13 protein-coding genes and 1 pseudogene are annotated in these 16,472 nt (G+C 67.9%); 4 read left to right on the forward strand and 10 right to left on the reverse strand.

Going from position 1 to position 16,472, the window contains the following annotated elements; translation table 11 throughout:
• Nucleotides 1-31: 31 nt before the first annotated feature.
• The 5 genes from argB to pheS are packed head-to-tail and all read right to left on the reverse strand — an operon-like array spanning nt 32 to nt 6,693.
• Complete coding sequence (argB, locus tag VET27_RS24370; protein WP_526522319.1) at nt 32-889, reverse strand: acetylglutamate kinase; 858 nt, start codon at nt 887-889, stop codon at nt 32-34.
• Nucleotides 886-2,082, reverse strand: a complete 1,197-nt coding sequence (gene argJ, locus VET27_RS24375; protein ID WP_526522321.1) for a bifunctional glutamate N-acetyltransferase/amino-acid acetyltransferase ArgJ — start codon at nt 2,080-2,082, stop codon at nt 886-888. The genes argB and argJ overlap by 4 nt, the downstream gene beginning before the upstream one ends.
• Nucleotides 2,079-3,113 carry an N-acetyl-gamma-glutamyl-phosphate reductase gene (argC, locus tag VET27_RS24380; RefSeq protein ID WP_526522322.1) on the reverse strand — a complete coding sequence of 345 codons (1,035 nt, stop codon included), beginning with the start codon at nt 3,111-3,113 and terminating at the stop codon, nt 2,079-2,081. The genes argJ and argC overlap by 4 nt, the downstream gene beginning before the upstream one ends.
• A gap of 44 nt (nt 3,114-3,157) precedes the next feature.
• Entirely contained in the window at nt 3,158-5,644 is a 2,487-nt protein-coding gene (gene pheT / locus VET27_RS24385) for a phenylalanine--tRNA ligase subunit beta (RefSeq protein ID WP_526522324.1), read from the reverse strand.
• Nucleotides 5,644-6,693: a phenylalanine--tRNA ligase subunit alpha gene (gene pheS / locus VET27_RS24390; RefSeq protein WP_526522326.1), complete on the reverse strand. Its 1,050-nt coding sequence runs from the start codon at nt 6,691-6,693 to the stop codon at nt 5,644-5,646. Before pheS ends, pheT begins: the two co-directional genes overlap by 1 nt.
• Nucleotides 6,694-6,748: 55 nt before the next feature.
• Here pheS and VET27_RS24395 point away from each other — a divergent pair, with 55 nt between their 5' ends.
• Both VET27_RS24395 and VET27_RS24400 read left to right on the forward strand, forming a co-directional pair.
• Nucleotides 6,749-8,326, forward strand: coding sequence for an FMN-binding glutamate synthase family protein (locus VET27_RS24395; protein ID WP_526522389.1), 1,578 nt, complete (start codon nt 6,749-6,751; stop codon nt 8,324-8,326).
• A 60-nt stretch (nt 8,327-8,386) separates the two neighbouring features.
• Nucleotides 8,387-8,518 carry a hypothetical protein gene (locus VET27_RS24400; RefSeq protein ID WP_526522328.1) on the forward strand — a complete coding sequence of 44 codons (132 nt, stop codon included), beginning with the start codon at nt 8,387-8,389 and terminating at the stop codon, nt 8,516-8,518.
• Nucleotides 8,519-8,723: 205 nt separating this feature from the next.
• Here VET27_RS24400 and VET27_RS24405 read toward each other — a convergent pair whose 3' ends face one another.
• Genes VET27_RS24405 through VET27_RS24415 form a run of 3 tightly spaced genes read right to left on the reverse strand, consistent with a single transcriptional unit; the run spans nt 8,724 to nt 11,541 of the window.
• On the reverse strand, nt 8,724-9,800 hold the full coding sequence (locus tag VET27_RS24405) for a DUF222 domain-containing protein (RefSeq protein WP_526522329.1): 1,077 nt from the start codon (nt 9,798-9,800) through the stop codon (nt 8,724-8,726).
• A 19-nt stretch (nt 9,801-9,819) separates the two neighbouring features.
• Nucleotides 9,820-10,662 carry a rhomboid-like protein gene (locus VET27_RS24410; protein WP_526522331.1) on the reverse strand — a complete coding sequence of 281 codons (843 nt, stop codon included), beginning with the start codon at nt 10,660-10,662 and terminating at the stop codon, nt 9,820-9,822.
• Between the two features lie 9 nt (nt 10,663-10,671).
• On the reverse strand, nt 10,672-11,541 hold the full coding sequence (locus VET27_RS24415) for an adenylate/guanylate cyclase domain-containing protein (RefSeq protein WP_526522333.1): 870 nt from the start codon (nt 11,539-11,541) through the stop codon (nt 10,672-10,674).
• A gap of 208 nt (nt 11,542-11,749) precedes the next feature.
• Here VET27_RS24415 and VET27_RS24420 point away from each other — a divergent pair, with 208 nt between their 5' ends.
• Both VET27_RS24420 and VET27_RS24425 read left to right on the forward strand, forming a co-directional pair.
• Nucleotides 11,750-12,778, forward strand: coding sequence for an oxygenase MpaB family protein (locus VET27_RS24420; protein ID WP_526522335.1), 1,029 nt, complete (start codon nt 11,750-11,752; stop codon nt 12,776-12,778).
• Between the two features lie 4 nt (nt 12,779-12,782).
• Nucleotides 12,783-14,027 (forward strand): acyl-CoA dehydrogenase family protein, encoded by a 1,245-nt coding sequence (locus VET27_RS24425; protein WP_526522337.1) that lies wholly within the window; start codon nt 12,783-12,785, stop codon nt 14,025-14,027.
• 11 nt (nt 14,028-14,038) lie between these two features.
• On the opposite strand, the pseudogene VET27_RS24430 reads toward VET27_RS24425, so the two are convergent.
• Nucleotides 14,039-15,616: pseudogene (locus tag VET27_RS24430) on the reverse strand (GMC family oxidoreductase).
• 77 nt (nt 15,617-15,693) lie between these two features.
• Nucleotides 15,694-16,452, reverse strand: a complete 759-nt coding sequence (locus VET27_RS24435) for a TrmH family RNA methyltransferase (protein WP_526522339.1) — start codon at nt 16,450-16,452, stop codon at nt 15,694-15,696.
• Nucleotides 16,453-16,472: the final 20 nt, after the last annotated feature.

Consider the following 16,472-nt stretch of genomic DNA (forward strand, 5'->3'; position numbering starts at 1 on the left):
TGCCAACGTTCTTGCAGCCCTTGAGTGTTCGTCACTTCATCACCACCTTCGTTCCCGATCCTTCGTCCGTGAACAGCTCGACCAACACGCAGTGCTCGACCCGGCCGTCGATCACGTGGGCGCTGAGGACGCCCGCAGCGACGGCGCGCAGACACGCCTCGATCTTGGGCACCATGCCCGACTCCAGCGACGGCAACAGTCCCGTCAGCGTCGTGACGTCGATCTCGCTGACCAGCGAGGAGCGGTCGGGCCAGTTGGTGTATAGACCTTCGACGTCGGTGAGCATCAGCAGCTTCTCGGCCGACAGCGCCTCGGCCAGGGCGGCCGCCGCGGTGTCGGCGTTGATGTTGTGCACCACGCCCGCCGCATCGGGCGCGATCGTCGAGATCACCGGAATGCGTCCCGCGGCAATGAGATCCACTACCGCTCTGGTGTCGACCTTCTCGACGTCGCCGACCAGGCCGATGTCGGTGGCCACCCCGTCGACGGTCACGCTACGTCGCACCGCGGTGAACAGCCGGGCGTCCTCACCGGTCATGCCGACGGCGTAGGGCCCGTGCGCGTTGATGAGGCCGACGAGTTCACGGCCGACCTGACCGAACAGCACCATTCGGGCGACGTCGAGGACTTCCGGTGTGGTGACGCGGAACCCGCCCTTGAAGTCACCGGCGATGCCGAGCTTCTTCAGCATGGCGCTGATCTGTGGACCACCCCCGTGCACGACGACCGGATGGATGCCGCAGTTGCGCAGGAACACCATGTCCGCGGCGAAGGCCGCCTTGAGGACCTCGTCGGTCATGGCGTTGCCGCCGTACTTGACGACCACGATCTTGCCGTGCAATTGCCTGAGCCACGGCAGCGCCTCGGCGAGAACCTGCGCCGCGTTCACGAGCTGTATGCCGAGTTCTCTTCGACGTAGGCATGGGAGAGATCGGTGGTGCGGACGGTGGCCTCGCCGGTACCGACGGCCAGGTCGACGACGACGGAGATGTCGGCGCCGGACAGGTCCACGTCCCGGGCCCCGGGTGCGCCGGTGCCGTCGATGCACACCGGGAAGCCGTTGAACGACACGCTGATCCGTTCCGCGGCCATGTCCACGGGCGCCATGCCCACCGCCGCGAGCACCCGACCCCAGTTGGGATCGGAGCCGAAGATCGCCGTCTTGACCAGGCTGTCGCGGGCGATGACGCGGGCCGCCACGACCGCGTCGGCCTCGCCGGCGGCGCCGGTGACCGTGACCGCGACGCGCTTGGTGACGCCCTCCGCGTCGGCCTGCAGCTGCGCGCAGAGGTCGTCGCAGACCGCCAGCACCGCCGCGTCGAGTTCGTCCTGCGTGGGGGCGATCTCGCTGGCCCCGGAGGCAAGCAGCAGCACGGTGTCGTTGGTGGAGCAGCTGCCGTCGATGTCGAGCCGGTCGAACGTCTGGGCCGCAGCGGTGCGCAATGCTCGGTCGAGCGCATCGGCGTCAGCCACGGCGTCGGTGGTGATGACGCACAGCATGGTCGCCAGCGACGGCGCCATCATTCCGGCACCCTTGGCCATGCCGCCGACCGTCCAGCTGCTCTGGTGGTGCAGCGCGACCTGCTTCGGGACCGTGTCGGTGGTCATGATGGCCTGGGCCGCCTCGGCGCCGCCGGTCAACCCGCCTGCCATCTCGTGCACGATGTCCTTGACCCCGCCGAGAACCCTGTCCATCGGAAGCCGGTCGCCGATCAATCCCGTTGAGCAGACGGCGACTTCGATGGCTCCGGTTTCGGTGCCCCAGTCCGACAGCGCGTTCGCAACGGCCTCCGCGGTCGCATGCGTGTCCTGGAAGCCGAGGGGTCCGGTGCAGGCATTGGCTCCGCCCGAGTTGAGGATGACGGCGCGAAGACGCTTGGTGGTCATCACCTGTTGCGTCCACAACACGGGGGCGGCCTTCACCTTGTTGCGGGTGAAGACGGCGGCCGCGGCGTAGTCGGGGCCTTCGTTGAAGACCAACGCGAGGTCGGGCTTGCCGGAGGCCTTGATGCCGGCCGAGATGCCGGTAGCGCGGAAGCCGGACGGCGCGGTGACGCCCTGCGTGCGTACGAGTTTGGTCACGGTGCCACCCCCACGATCGAAAGTCCTTCCGTCTCCGGCCAGCCCAGCGCCAGGTTCATCGACTGCACGGCCGCCCCTCCGGTTCCCTTGACGAGGTTGTCGATCGCGCACAGCGCCACCAGCACGCCGGCGTCCGCATCGACGGCAACCGCGACCTGCGCAGCGTTGCTGCCGATGACCGAGCCCGTGCTCGGCAGTCGCCCCTCGGGGAGCAGATGTACGAACGGCTCACCGCCGTAAGCCTTCTCGTAGGCCGCGCGGATCTCGGAGAGCGAGGCGCCGGTGCGTGCGGTGCACGTCGCGAGGATGCCCCGCGACGTCGGGATCAACACGGGCGTGAAGGACACGGTCACGTCCTTGTCGGTGACGGTCCGCAGCCCCTGCGCGATCTCGGGCGTGTGCCGGTGCGCACCGCCGACGTCGTACGCCCTGGCCGAGCCGATGATCTCGGACCCGAGGAGGTCGACCTTCGCCGCGCGGCCCGCGCCGGAGGTGCCGCTCACCGCGACGACCGTCACGGCGGGTTCGACGAGGTCCTCGGAAAGTGCGGGAAGCAGGGCGAGCAGGGCGGCGGTGGGGTAACAGCCGGGCACGGCGATGCGTTTGGCGCTCCGCAGCGCCTCTCGTCCGCCGGGCAGCTCGGGCAGACCGTAGGGCCAGCTGCCCGCATGCGTCGAGCCGTAGAACCGCTCCCACGCCGCAGGATCGGTGAGGCGGAAGTCGGCGCCGCAGTCCACGATCAGGGTGTCGGTGCCGAGCTGCTCGGCGAGCGCGGCGGAACGCCCGTGCGGCAGGGCGAGGAACACGACGTCGTGGCCGGCCAGTACGTCCGCGCTGGTGGCGTCGAGAATCCGGCCCTCGAGGGGCAACAGGTGCGGGTGGTGCTCGGTGAGATCGGTGCCTGCGCTCGCCGCAGCGGTCAACGCGCCGATGGTCAGGCGTCCGTCGCGGTAGGCCGGATGTCCGAGGAGCAGCCGCAGGATCTCGCCGCCGGCATATCCGCTGGCCCCGGCTACCGCGATGGAGATCATGCACGAATTCTGCATGTTTATGCGTATGGTTGCAAATTCATTACTCAGCGGCGCTGAACTGCGCCGACTCGCGCGGCCGCCGCCTCGACCGCCGCATCCCGCGCCGCGCTAGCCTCATCCTCGGTGAGCGTCCGGTCCGGCGCGCGGAACCGCAGCGCCAACGCCAACGACCTGTTGCCCTTGCCGATTTGCGGGCCCGCGTACACGTCGAAGATCCGGACGTCCTCGAGCAGTTCACCTGCGCCGTCCCGCACCGCGTCGACGACGGACTGCGCGGCAACGTCGTCGGCGACGATCAGGCTGACGTCCTGGAACACCGCGGGGAACGGCGACACCGCAGGAGCGGGCAACGGCTCGACGACCGGCACTGCGTCGAGGTCGAGTTCCACGGCGCAGACGCCCTTCGGCAGGTTCATGCGTTCGATGACCGCGGGGTGCAGCTGGCCGGCATACCCGATCACGGTGCCGTCCAACAGGATCTGCGCACAGCGACCCGGATGCCACGGCAACTGCTGAGCGGCCCGGAACTCGAACTCGACGTGGCATGCCCGCCCGACGATGCGCACCGCCTCGAACGCGTCCATCGCATCGACGGGGCGACCGGGTCCCCAGGGACCCGCAGGCTCCCGCATGCCGGTCAGGACGGCGCCGACGTGCAACGGCTGCCGGGGCAGTGCCTCATCGATGATCGCGATCTCGGCCTCGGTGGGGCGGCGATCGACCGGGAGCCGGTCGATCGACGTGGTCTGCGGTGTCGCCATTACCACCTGTTCGATGCCGAACAACGCATCGTCGGGGGCGCCGCGAGACACGTTGCGCACCAACGCCTCCAGCAACCCAGGCAAGAGCGTCGAGGCCAGATGGGGCCGATCGGCCTCCAGCGGGTTGAGCACCTGCATGGTCGCGCGACGAGGATCGTCGTCCGGGAGCCCCCAGGCTTCGAAGATGCCCGCGGGCAGGAACGGCGTCGGCAGCACCTCCACGAAACCGTTGAGCGCCAGCGACTTTCCGATCGCGCGCCGACGCTTCTGGGTAGGGCTCAGCCCGCGTCCCGCCGGGGCGGTCGGCAAGACCGAGGGGATCATCTCGAGACCCTCGAGCCGGAGTACCTCTTCGACGAGGTCGGCGGGCTGTTTGAGATCGGTGCGCCAGCTCGGCGGAATGACGGTGACGATCCCGTCCGAGGCCGTCACCCGTCCCCCGATCTGGGTCAACCGTCGAACGGTCGCACCGGCGGGGTACTCCACACCGGCCACCCGGTCGGGCAGATCCAGCGGCATGCTGACCGCTGCGGGTGACCAGTCGTCACGGGGTGGATCGCCGCGCCAGTCGGTGAGCGTCGGTTCGGCGGTGCCGCCGGCGATCTCGGCCAGCAGGGCGGCGCCACGATCGAGGGCGGCGACGGAGGTCGCGGGGTCGACGGTGCGCTCGTAGCGACGGCCTGCCTCACTCACCAGGCGTAGGCGACGCTGGGTACGCGACACGGTCGCCGGATCCCACACGGCCGCCTCGAGCAAGACGTCGGTGGTGCTGTCACGAACCTCGGTGGTGCCTGCACCCATCACGCCGCCGATGGCGGCCGTCGCCACGTCGTCGACGATGAGCACGTCAACGGGATCGAGTGTGCGCGTGAGGTCGTCGAGGGTGACGACCGTCTCCCCCGGCTCGGCGAATCGGACGTCGAAGCCGCCGGTGATGAGACTGCGGTCGTGCGCGTGCATGGGGTGGCCGATCTCGAGCATGACGTAGTTCGTCACGTCGACGGCAGGTGAGATGGCCCGGATCCCGCTCAGCAGGAGCCGACGCTGCATCCACCAAGGTGACACCGCGGTCGGATCGATGCCGGTAACCGGGCGAAGCCCGAATCGTTGTACGCCCGTGCCGGATTGGATCGTCAATGGCCACGCCTCGCCCGTGACCGGCAACGGCTCGACGTCGGCCGGGTCGACGAACTCGAGGTCGTAGGCGCACGCAAGCTCGCGCGCCATTCCACGGATCGACAGGCAGTAGCCACGGTCCGGGGTGATGGCCAGGTGGAAGACGGCGTCGTCGAGGCCGAGCACGTCGAACGCGGAATCACCGGGCTCGGCGGTTCCCGGGGGCAACACCAGGATTCCGGCATGGTCGCTGCCGAGTTTCAGTTCGGACGCCGAACAGATCATCCCGTCAGACGTGCGGCCGTAGGTCTTGCGCTTCGCGATCGTGAAGTCGCCGGGAAGGGTGGTGCCCGGCAGTGCCACGACCACCAGATCGCCGACCGCGAAATTCGTTGCCCCGCAGACGATGTCACGTGACTCGAGCTCACCCACGTCGACCTTGCACGCACGGATCGGCTTCTTGAACTCGGTGAGTTCCTCGATCTCGGCGACACGACCGACCGTCAGCGGTCCCGACACCGGACCGACGGGAACGATTTCTTCGACCTCGTGACCGACGCTGATGAGCGCGCGTTCGAGCTCGTCGGGCGAGACGTCCCAATCGGGAGCGCCGGCCTGCACGGCGTCGCGCAGCCAGCTGTAGGGAACGCGCATCAGGCTCCGACTCCGAACGGGAGGGAGAAACGCACGTCGCCCTCGACCATGTCGCGCATGTCCGGGATGCCATTGCGGAACTGCAGCGTTCGCTCCAACCCCATGCCGAAGGCGAAGCCCGAGTACTCCTCGGGGTCGATGCCGCACGCGCGCAACACGTTCGGGTTGACCATGCCGCAGCCACCCCACTCCACCCAGCCCGGGCCGCCCTTCTTGTTCTCGAACCAGATGTCGACCTCGGCCGACGGCTCGGTGAACGGGAAGAAGTGCGGGCGGAGACGGGTACGTCCCTGCGGACCGAACTCGGCGCGGGCGAAGGCGTCGAGCGTGCCGCGCAGGTTCGCCATCGTCAGTCCGCGGTCCACGGCGAGTCCCTCGACCTGGTGGAAGACCGGCGTGTGGGTGGCGTCGAGTTCGTCGGTGCGGAAGGTGCGGCCGATCGACACGATGTACACCGGTAGCTCGCGTTCGAGCAGCGCACGGATCTGCACCGGCGACGTGTGAGTCCGGAGCACCTGCCGCGACCCGTCGGGCGCGACCTGGAACGTGTCCTGCTCGCTGCGCGCCGGATGGTCGGGCGGGAAGTTCAGCGCGTCGAAGTTGAACTGCTCGGTTTCGACCTCGGGTCCCTCTGCCAGCTCCCAGCCCATCGCCACGAAGACGTCGGCAACGTGATCGGTCAGGATCGTGATGGGATGCCGGGCACCGAGGGGTTCGCGCGTCGACGGCAATGTCACGTCGATGCGCTCGGCGACGAGGGCGGCGGCGTCCCGTTCGGCTCGGAGCACTTCGATGCGGGCGTCGAACGCGTGCTGCGCCGCCGTGCGGGCCTCGTTGACGCGCCGACCGGAATCGGCACGGTCGGTCTTGGCCAACGCGCCAAGCGCCTGGCGTGCCAACGCGATCGGTGACTTGTCGCCGAGATGCTCGGTCTTGGCGCGCGCCAACGCGTCCAGGTCAGCCGCCTGCTCGAAGGCCTCGCGGGCCGCGCCGACGGCAGTGGTCAGCGCCTCCTGCGACAGTCCCGAAGAGTCCGGCTGATCTACCACTCGGCGATCATAGCGACGGGTGGGCTGTGACCCGCGCTACCCTCACGCCGTGATCATGCGATCCGGGATCGTTGCAGGTGTCTGGATCATCGCCGTGCTTGCCGGACTGGCGGCCGCGTTCGTGTCTTGGTGGTGGGCGCTGCCAGCGCTCGTGCTGCTGGCCCTGGCGGCCCTGGGGACCTGGGACGTCGTGCAGACCAGGCACACGATCCTGCGGGTGTACCCGATCCTCGGTCACGTCCGCTTCCTGATGGAGATGCTCCGTCCGGAGATCAGGCAGTATTTCATCGAATCGAACACCGAGGCGACGCCCTTCGATCGGGAGACTCGCGACCTCGTCTACGAACGGGCCAAGGGCACCAAGGGTGACGAGCCGTTCGGGACGGAGCGCGACATCGGTGCGATCGGCTACGAGTTCCTTCGTCACTCCATTCGGGCCCGCTTCGCCGAGGGCCTCGACCCCAGGGTGCGCCTCGGCGGAGTCGACTGCGCCCGGCCCTACGACATGGCGATGCTCAACGTCTCGGCGATGAGCTTCGGCGCACTGTCCGCCAACGCCATCGAGGCCCTCAGTGCAGGTGCGGCCCGCGGCGGATTCGCCCACGATACCGGCGAGGGCGGCATCAGCCCCTATCACCTGCGGGGCGGCGGAGACCTGATCTGGGAGATCGGCTCGGGCTACTTCGGGTGCCGCGACGCCGACGGCCGCTTCGATCCCGCCGCGTTCGGCGAGAAGTCGAGGCTGCCGTCGGTCAAGGCGATCTCGATCAAGCTGTCGCAGGGCGCCAAGCCCGGACTCGGCGGCTTGCTTCCCGGCGCCAAGGTCAGCGCCGAGATCGCCGCCACGCGCGGCGTGCCGATCGGAAAGACGGTCATCTCGCCGCCGTCGCACAGTGCGTTCAGCACGCCGACGGAGTTCACCGCCTTCATCGCCACCCTGCGACGGCTGTCGGGCGGCAAGCCGGTCGGCTTCAAGCTGTGCATCGGCGCCCGCACCGAGTTCCTGTCCATCTGCAAGGCGATTCTGGCGACCGGCATCGCCCCGGACTTCATCATCGTGGACGGCGGTGAGGGTGGCACCGGCGCGGCTCCGCAGGAGTTCGAGGACCACGTCGGGATGCCGCTGACCGAGGGCCTGATGCTGGTGCACAACAGCCTGGTCGGCACCGGCCTGCGTGACCGCATCCGCATCGGCGCGTCGGGCAAGGTCGCCAGCGGCGTCGACATCGTCAGCCGGGTGTGCCAAGGCGCTGACTTCCTGATGTCGGCGCGCGCGATGATGTTCGCCGTCGGGTGCATCCAAGCGCTCAAGTGCAACACCAACCGCTGCCCCACCGGCGTCGCCACCCAGGACCCGTCCCGTGCCCGCGCACTCAACGTCCCCGACAAGGCGACGCGGGTGTTCAACTATCAACGCGCGACCGTCGCCAGCGCCGCGCAGATCGTCGCCTCGATGGGTCTCGACGGATTTCACCAGCTCTCGCCGGCGATGTTGAACCGTCGCATCGAGGGCCAGCGCACCCAGACCTACGCCGAGATCTACGACTGGCTAATGCCCGGCGAACTACTCGAGGACCCACCAGAAGCGTGGCGCTCAGACTGGATCGAGGCGTCCGCCGACCAATTCCGCTGAGGCCGTTGCTGATTCAGTAGGCGTTCGGCGTCGACGCGTCGGGCCCGGGCTTCCGCACGGGTGACGGCCCGCCGCGGCATGGTCAGGCCGGTGGCCGTCCGGGTGGCGCCCTCCGAAATGGACACGGCAGCCGTCGGCATGCACAGCCGCGGGAAGTGCAGCAGGCTGCCTGGCCGGGTGGTGTACGTCTGACCGCCCGGAGCCCGCCACGTCACGGTGCCGTCGGGCTGCTGTTCGTCGTGCCAGCCACCGGGTCCCGACCAAAGGGTCTTGACCAAGTGATGTCTTCGACAAACAGTATTCAAGTTGGACGCCTGTGTAGGGCCCGCTGGATAGGCGATCGTGTGATCGATGTCGCAGGCATCGGCCGGGTGGTCGCACCCGGGAAATCGACAGGTCAGATCTCTGCATCTGACGAAATGCCTGCGATGGCACATGCCGCGGCTCCGGCGGCGCCTGACCCGGATGCACGATCACTTTGATCTGCGCTTCGCACGCGATTCGCCCAATCACGTTGCCGGGCACCAGCGAGCCGCCCCATCACGAAGCCCGGCCCCTCAGCCGCGGGGCCGGTCGCCGGCGGCTGGCTCAGCGCCTCAACGAGGGTCATCTGCCTTAGCGGCTTGTCTGGCATGACTCGGGGGTCGGCGCCGTCGAGTGCACCGTCGTCGGTCGCGACGTCCTCGGCGTTCGCGACGACGTGGATGACGAGTCTGCCCAAAGGCGTCGGCGGCACGCAGTCGTCCGAGCCGCAGCGACAGGCGAGCTGGGCGAGACCGTTCGCCAAGGCGCCGGCCGCGTCCGCCCGGCGCTGGTCCAGAGTGCGGCCGTCCCCGTCGCACACCGTTCTGGCGATGGCGTCGATCCGTTGGTCGAGCGCCTTGGCGTCGTGGGCGAACAGAGTGCCCCAGAGTGATGCCATCCCGGTCGCGTCCTCCGATCCGATCTCGAAGCTGCGCGATCGCGCACGGCTCTGACAGCGCCGCAACGCATCGGGGTCACAACGATCCACCCAGTAGTCGATCGCCATCTCCATCTTCTTCGCCGACATTGCCCCCCACGCAACCGAGGCGTCGGCGACCGCGGCATCCACATCCCGAAGGGCGTTCGAATCCTTGATCAGGGCGGTACGCCACACGATCGCCGACACGACGCGGTAGGACAGCGTCCCCGCGGCGAATTGAGCCGCAACCCTAGGCAGACGGTCCCGCAGGGCGGTGGCGACCAGGAGTTGGCGCGACGCCAAGCCAGACGTGATCTGTTCGGCCGCCGCGATCTGCGCACAGACGGCATCCCAGTTGTCCAAGCACCACTGCTCACGGTCCGCCGAGCCGTCAGCGGCGTAACACCGGTCGAGTAGGACGACCATCGCGGCAAGCCGTCTTGCGCACGCTGCGGCTTCCACCTTGGCCCACGCCGCGATGGCCTCCGCCTCCGCCGCACGGGATGCGACCTTCACCAATTCGTCGAACATATGAGCGAACTTATAGGCGCTACGAGACGCCCATGCTTCGCGAGCACCCCTGAGACCCAGCCTGTGGATGAATCGGCGACTGTGGACAACGCTCGTCGACCTCGGGCAGCCGCCGCAGTGTCGTCAGCAGCGTGATGACCGTGCCGAGCAAACCCCCGGCGAGGCCCGAGACGGCGGCCATGGGCAGAGCGCCCTCCGTGCCGGCGATGACGAGAAACCCGAACGTCGCGGCGACGGCCAACAACGCCACCAGCGGCCACGTCCACGGCCGCGGCGTGCCGAAGCGCATCGCCACCACCATGCCCAGCATCAGCGCCACCAGGTGCCCGACGTCGGTGAAGTCCGCACCGACGGCGACCACGGCCACCGCCGCGGCGAGCCACCACCCAATCCACATCGGACGCCAGCGACGGGGAATCGCCGGGGTGAGGGCGCCGAGCACGGCCGTCGCGCCGTAGCTCGTGCCGACGTCGGGCGCCCTGGCGACGCTGACCGGCAGCCAACCGTTCGTCACGGCCGCGGTGAGCCCGGCGGCCACCAGCAGCGTGGCGCCCACGTGCCCCACCGCGAACGCCACCAGCAGCCGGCCGCTACGCCACAGCAGCTCGCCGAGACCGAGCAGGCACGCCAGCCCAGGCAGCCAACAGGCGACCGGCCCGGCATCGACGATGAACGCGCTGCCGAGCAAGGTGCCCACGTGACCGTGGCCTAGATTATGCAGATTGGTACTCGCGTGCCGGATCACCCGGTCCTGGACGCCGGGGCCGAGTTTCAGCAAGGCGGTCGTGACGGCGACCAGCAGCACGGCATAGCCCACCGTGACCCGAACGCGGGCCACTCGGGACAGCATTGCGAAGACCATCGGGACCGACTATGCCCCCGACGCCTCCTCCGCGACGTCATCCGCACCTGGCAGATCCCTGCGAGTCTTCACCCAATACATCGTGAGGTCGTCGGGAACACCGTGCGCCTTCACCGAGAATAGTTGCTTGCGTATGCGTTTCACCGTGATGCCCAAGGACTCGAAGTCCTCGTCGGAGATTCCCGCCAGGGTGACGTTGGACACGATCAGCCCGCCCCTGGTGGCGCGGTCCATGACGCGCGCGGTCACGTTGACGTCGACCCCGAGCCAATCCGAACCGATCCGCTGCGGGCGGCCGGTGTGGATACCCGCCCGCATCAATGGCGTATATCCGCCCACCTCCACGGATTTGACGGCTTCCAGCGCTTTCAGAACCGCCCTCACGGCGGTGGCCGGATCGGAGAAGACCGCCATCGCACCGTCGCCCATCCGTTTGACGATCTGCCCGCCGGCCTCCAGAAGCGGTGGTTCCGCCACCTGAGTGACGCGCCGCAGCAGCTTCAGGGCGGCTTCGTCGCCGGCGCGCAGCGACCAGTCCGAGAACCCGACCAGATCGGTGAACACCAGCGTGACCTCGCGGTTGGCCGGTCGGCCGGAAACACGCTCCGTCAGCGCCTGCCACACCTGCAGGCCCGCCAGGCTCACCTCACGTGACGCGGCGTACCGGTCCAGGATGCGGTCGGCCGCACGCGCAGCTGCCCGCGGACCGCCGACGCCAGCCGCGGACAAGGGATCCCCGAAGTCCGGATCACCGGGCAGTGCCCGACGGGCACGTCTGACGAAGGCGATGACACCGGGATTGCGGTTGGCGTTCCTCAGCCACGACAGCGGGCCCCTGGGATTCTGGCCGGACCGTTTCTCGAACGATTCGACATCCACGCGGACCAGCCTAGCTGCCACCCCACCGACGGGGCATCGCGCCGGTCCCGCGTTCACCGGTGCGGATTCGGGCAGGTCACGGCGGCGTGGACGGCATGTGCACGACGGATAACGATGCACGGCGCGCCACTGGACAATGATGGACAACACACGTTGTCAGGCATATCTTGGGCGGACGACCCTGGGCTTGAAACTGCGCGAGGACACCATGACCGCCAGATCGACGACGACCGACGATCCACTCGGCCCCGATTCCCTGACCTGGAAGTACTTCGGCGACCTCCGCACGGGCATGTTGGGCGTCTGGATCGGCGCGATCCAGAACATGTACCCCGAGCTCGGCGCAGGCGTAGAGGACCATTCGATCCTGCTGCGGGAGCCGCTTCAGCGGGTCGCCAGGTCGGTCTACCCGATCATGGGGGTGGTCTACGACGGCGACCGCGCGGCGCGGACCGGTTCCCAGATCCGGGGCTACCACGAAACCATCAAGGGCACCGACGCCTCGGGCCGCCGCTACCACGCACTGAAACCCGAGACCTTCTACTGGGCGCACGCCACGTTCTTCATGCTCATCATCAAGACGGCCGAGTACTTCTGCGGCGGGTTGACCGAGGCCGAGAAGTGCCAACTCTTCGACGAACACGTCCAGTGGTACCGGATGTACGGCATGAGCATGCAACCCGTGCCCGCGAGCTGGGCCGACTTCCAGGAGTACTGGGAAACCACGTGCCGCGACGAGCTCGAGATCAACCGAGCCACGTTGGACATCCTGTCGATCCGCATCCCCAAGCCGTGGTTCGTCGCGATGCCGACCCCGGTGTGGGACCAGCTGTTCAAGCCGTTGGTCGCCGGTCAGCGGTGGATCGCCGCAGGTCTCTTCGACCCTGCGGTCCGTGAGAAGGCAGGCATGCGGTGGACGCCCGGCGACGAGGTGGCGCTTCGGCTGTTCGGCAAGCTGGTGCAGATGGCGTTCGTCGCCGTGCCCGACGAAATCCGGCTTCACCCAAGGGCATTGGCGGCCTACAAGCGGGCGTCTGGTCCCTCCCCCGCCGACGCCCCGCTGGTCGAGGCGCCTGGCTTCATGGGTCCCCCACGCGACCGCCGAGGGCTGCCCATGCACTATGTGCCTGGTAGCAAGTCGTTGATCGAACGTGCCGGATCACTGGCGCACACCACGTTCTCCCTCGCAGGCCTGCGTCCGGCGCGCGGTCGGCAGAAGCCCGGAAAGGCTGCCTGAACACATGCTCGAATGGTCAGACGTCGACATCGCCGTGCGCGATGCGGTCCGTGAGTTCGTCGACAAGGAGATCCGGCCCCACGTCGACGACCTGGAGAGCGGCGACATGGCGCCCTACCCGATCATCCGCAAACTGTTCTCGGCCTTCGGCATCGACGTCATGGCCAAGGAGTCGCTGGAGAAGCGACTGACCAAGATGCGCGATGGCGGGAGCTCGTCCGACGGTTCGTCGTCCGGTGGCATGTTTGGTGGTGGCGGTGACCAGGCGCGCATGGGCTTCGTGTTGGTCAGCGAGTTGTGCCGGGTCAGCATGGGCGTGGTGACGGGGATGGGCGTCAGCCTCGGCCTGACGGTTCCGACGATCGCGTCGCGCGGCACGCTGGCACAGCAGGAACGTTGGCTGCCCGGCCTGGTCACCTACGAGAAGGTTGGCGCGTGGGCGATCACCGAACCGGACTCGGGTTCCGATGCGTTCGGCGGCATGAAGTCCTACGTCGTGCGCGACGGCGACGACTACATCCTCAACGGGCAGAAGACGTTCATCACCAACGGCCCGGACGCCGACGTGACGGTCGTCTACGCGAAGTTGGACGAGGGCGACCCGGCTGTCAGCAAGCGCGACCGGAAGGTCTTGACGTTCGTCCTCGACAAGGGCATGGACGGATTCTTTCAGTCAAAGCCGTTCCGCAAGATGGGTATTCACAGCTCGCGGACGGGTGAACTGTTCTTCAACGAGGTCCGGCTCGGACGTGACCGGCTGCTGGGCGAGACCGAGGACAACGAGAAGGGCGACGGCCGCGACAGTGCCCGCTCGAACTTCTCCGCCGAGCGCATCGGCGTCGCCGCGATGGCACTCGGGGTAATCGAGGAATGTCTGCGCCTGTGCGTCGACTACGCCAAGTCGCGGAAGCTGTGGGGTCAGGAGATCGGCCAGTTCCAGCTCATTCAACTCAAGCTGGCCACCATGGAATTGGCACGAATGAACGTGCGCAACATGCTTTTTCGCGTCATCGAGGCCGCGCAGGCGGGCACGTCGATCTCGCTGCCCGAGGCGTCGGCGATGAAGTGGTACTGCTCGCAGGCCGCCACCGACGTGGCCATGGAGGCGATACAACTGTTCGGCGGGAACGGCTACATGACCGAATATCGCGTCGAACAGTTGGCCCGCGACGCCAAGTCGCTGATGATCTACGCAGGCAGCAACGAGGTTCAGATCACCCACGTGGCGCGGGGCTTGCTGAGCGACTGAACTTCGGCGCGCTACCGACCCTGGAGAATGAACTCGGCTGCCCGCCCCGCCATGGCCATCACCGGCCCATTGAGGTTGCCTGCCAGCATGATCGGCATCGCCGAACAGTCCACGACGCGCAGACCGTCCACTCCCCTGACCCGGAGCCGGTCATCGACGACGTCGCCGTCGCGCGACCCCATCGCGCAACTGCCGATGGCGTGGTAGCCGGTGTAGCCGCCATCCAACGCGGAGTCGACCAGTTCGTCGTCGCTCTGCACGTCCACGCCGGGGAACATCTCGTGGTCGATCCGGTCGGCGATGGGCGACTGCGCGAACACTTCGCGCGCTCGGCGAATCAGGTTGGCAGTGGTGGTGCGGTCGTATTCGCTGGTGAGGTAATTGGGTTCGATGCGCAGCGGCGCATCGGGATCAGCCGACGTGATCGTCACGCTGCGCTCCGACGTCGGGCGCAGCGCGAAGCCAAGGCATGACAGGCCCGGCTCACGTTCGATGGAGATCGGCTCACCCGCCTGATAGGCGGGGATCGTGAAGGGTCCGAGCAGGAGCCTGGGTCTTCAGAAAGGCCAAGACCTCGAAGGTCGGGGTCGCCAACATTCCCTTCCTGGTGGCCAGATAGCGGGCCGCGGCGGACGCCTGACCGAAGCTGGAGGACAGCTTGCGGTTGTAGCCCAGGTCCTGGTTCAGCCGGAACCTGAGCGCGAAGCAGCGGTGTTCTCGCACCCGGCGTCCCACGTTCTCGCGATCCACGATGACGGGGATGCCTGCGTCCTCGAGCACGTCGCGGGGACCGATGCCTGAGACCTGCAACAGCTGCGGGGTGCCCATACTGCCTAGGGCGCAGACGATCTCACGGTTGGCACGGTATTCGGCGTGCGGACCGCCGGCCGTCGTGACCTGGACACCGACGGCACGGTCGTTCTCGAGAATGAGGCGACGGACCGTCGTGCCGGTGACGACGTGGAGATTGTCGCGGCGCTTGGCGGACTTCAGGAAGGCGTCGGCGGCGCTGACCCGGCGCCCGTTCCTGATCGTCGCGGGTGTATACCCGATGCGCGGACCATCGGATTCGTTGACGTCCTCGATCTCGCTGAGCCCCGCATGCGCACCCGCACCGATGATCTCGGCGCAAAGGGGATCCGGCCCCCGCCCCACCGAGACGTGCAGCGGTCCCCCGACACCGCGGGTCGACGACGGACCGAACTCGTTGTCCTCGAAGCCCTTGAAGATGGGCAGGATGTCCTTCCAGCCCCAGCCCTTGTTGCCGAGGCGCTCCAATTCGTCGTAGTCGGCCCGATTCCCGCGGTCGTAGACCATGCCGTTGATGGAACTGGACCCGCCGAGCACCGTGCCGCGGGTCCAGAACTCGGATCGTTGATTGGGCCGAACGGCGTCGTCCGGTAGCGCCACGCGTACTTCTCGTTCGCCATGAGCGTCCCCGAGCCCTTGGGTACGTGGAACATCGGATGCCGGTCGGCCCCAGCCGCCTCGATCGGCAACACCGTCGTGCGGGGATCGGCCCACAGTCGGTTGGCGACGACGCATCCGGCCGACCCGGCACCCGCGATGGTGTAGTCGTATCTGGTCACGAGAGGCCTCCGCAGCGACTGGAGCGACGTTACAAATAGCGCATGAGTTGTAGCGTCGAACAGTACCCCCGAGGCGGCTAGTCGCGGCGGGAAGCCCGCGAACTCGAGTACAGGCAGATCGCAGCTGCCGCAGCGACGTTGAGGCTCTCGGCGCTTCCCGACATAGGGATGCACACACGGTCGTCAGCCAGCGACGCGACGTCGCTCGACAACCCATGGGCCTCGGCACCGAACAGCCAGGCTGTGGGTGCGGACAGGTCTGCGTCGTCGAGGGACAGTTCGCCATCGAGCGTCGTGGCGAGGACCCGAAGACCCGCGGTGCGTAGCGCCTCGATCAGTGCTGCGGTATCGGCCATTTCGAGCACCGGCAACGCGAAGATGCTTCCTGCAGAGGCACGGAGGCACTTGCCGTTGTAGGGATCGACGCTGTGCCCGGCCAGGACGACCGCATCGGCGCCCATGGCGTCTGCGAGGCGGATCACCGTCCCGGCGTTTCCCGGTTCGGAAGTCTCGACGGCCACCGCGACCAGACGCGGCGAGTTCGTCAAGACATCGTCCAGGCTCGGCGTCGGCATCGTGCACACCGCGACCAGCCCGACGGGAGTCACAGTGTCGGACAGCGACTTCGCCGCCTTGTCGGTCACGACGTGGATGGGGGTGTGACCAGGTGCCGAACGCAGCAGCTCGTCGAAACGGTTGTGCGCGGACTCCGTCACGTAGACGTCGGTGACCAGTCCTCGCGCCAACGCGGCCTCGACCAGGTTGGAGCCCTCGGCCAGAAAGAGACCGCTACGTTTACGGCCCACGTGGCGAAGCAGCTTGGCTGCCGCGACCACGCGGGCCGAACGTTCGGTGA

This window comes from Mycobacterium sp. (genome assembly GCF_035633495.1).
Classification (GTDB): Bacteria; Actinomycetota; Actinomycetes; order Mycobacteriales; family Mycobacteriaceae; genus Mycobacterium.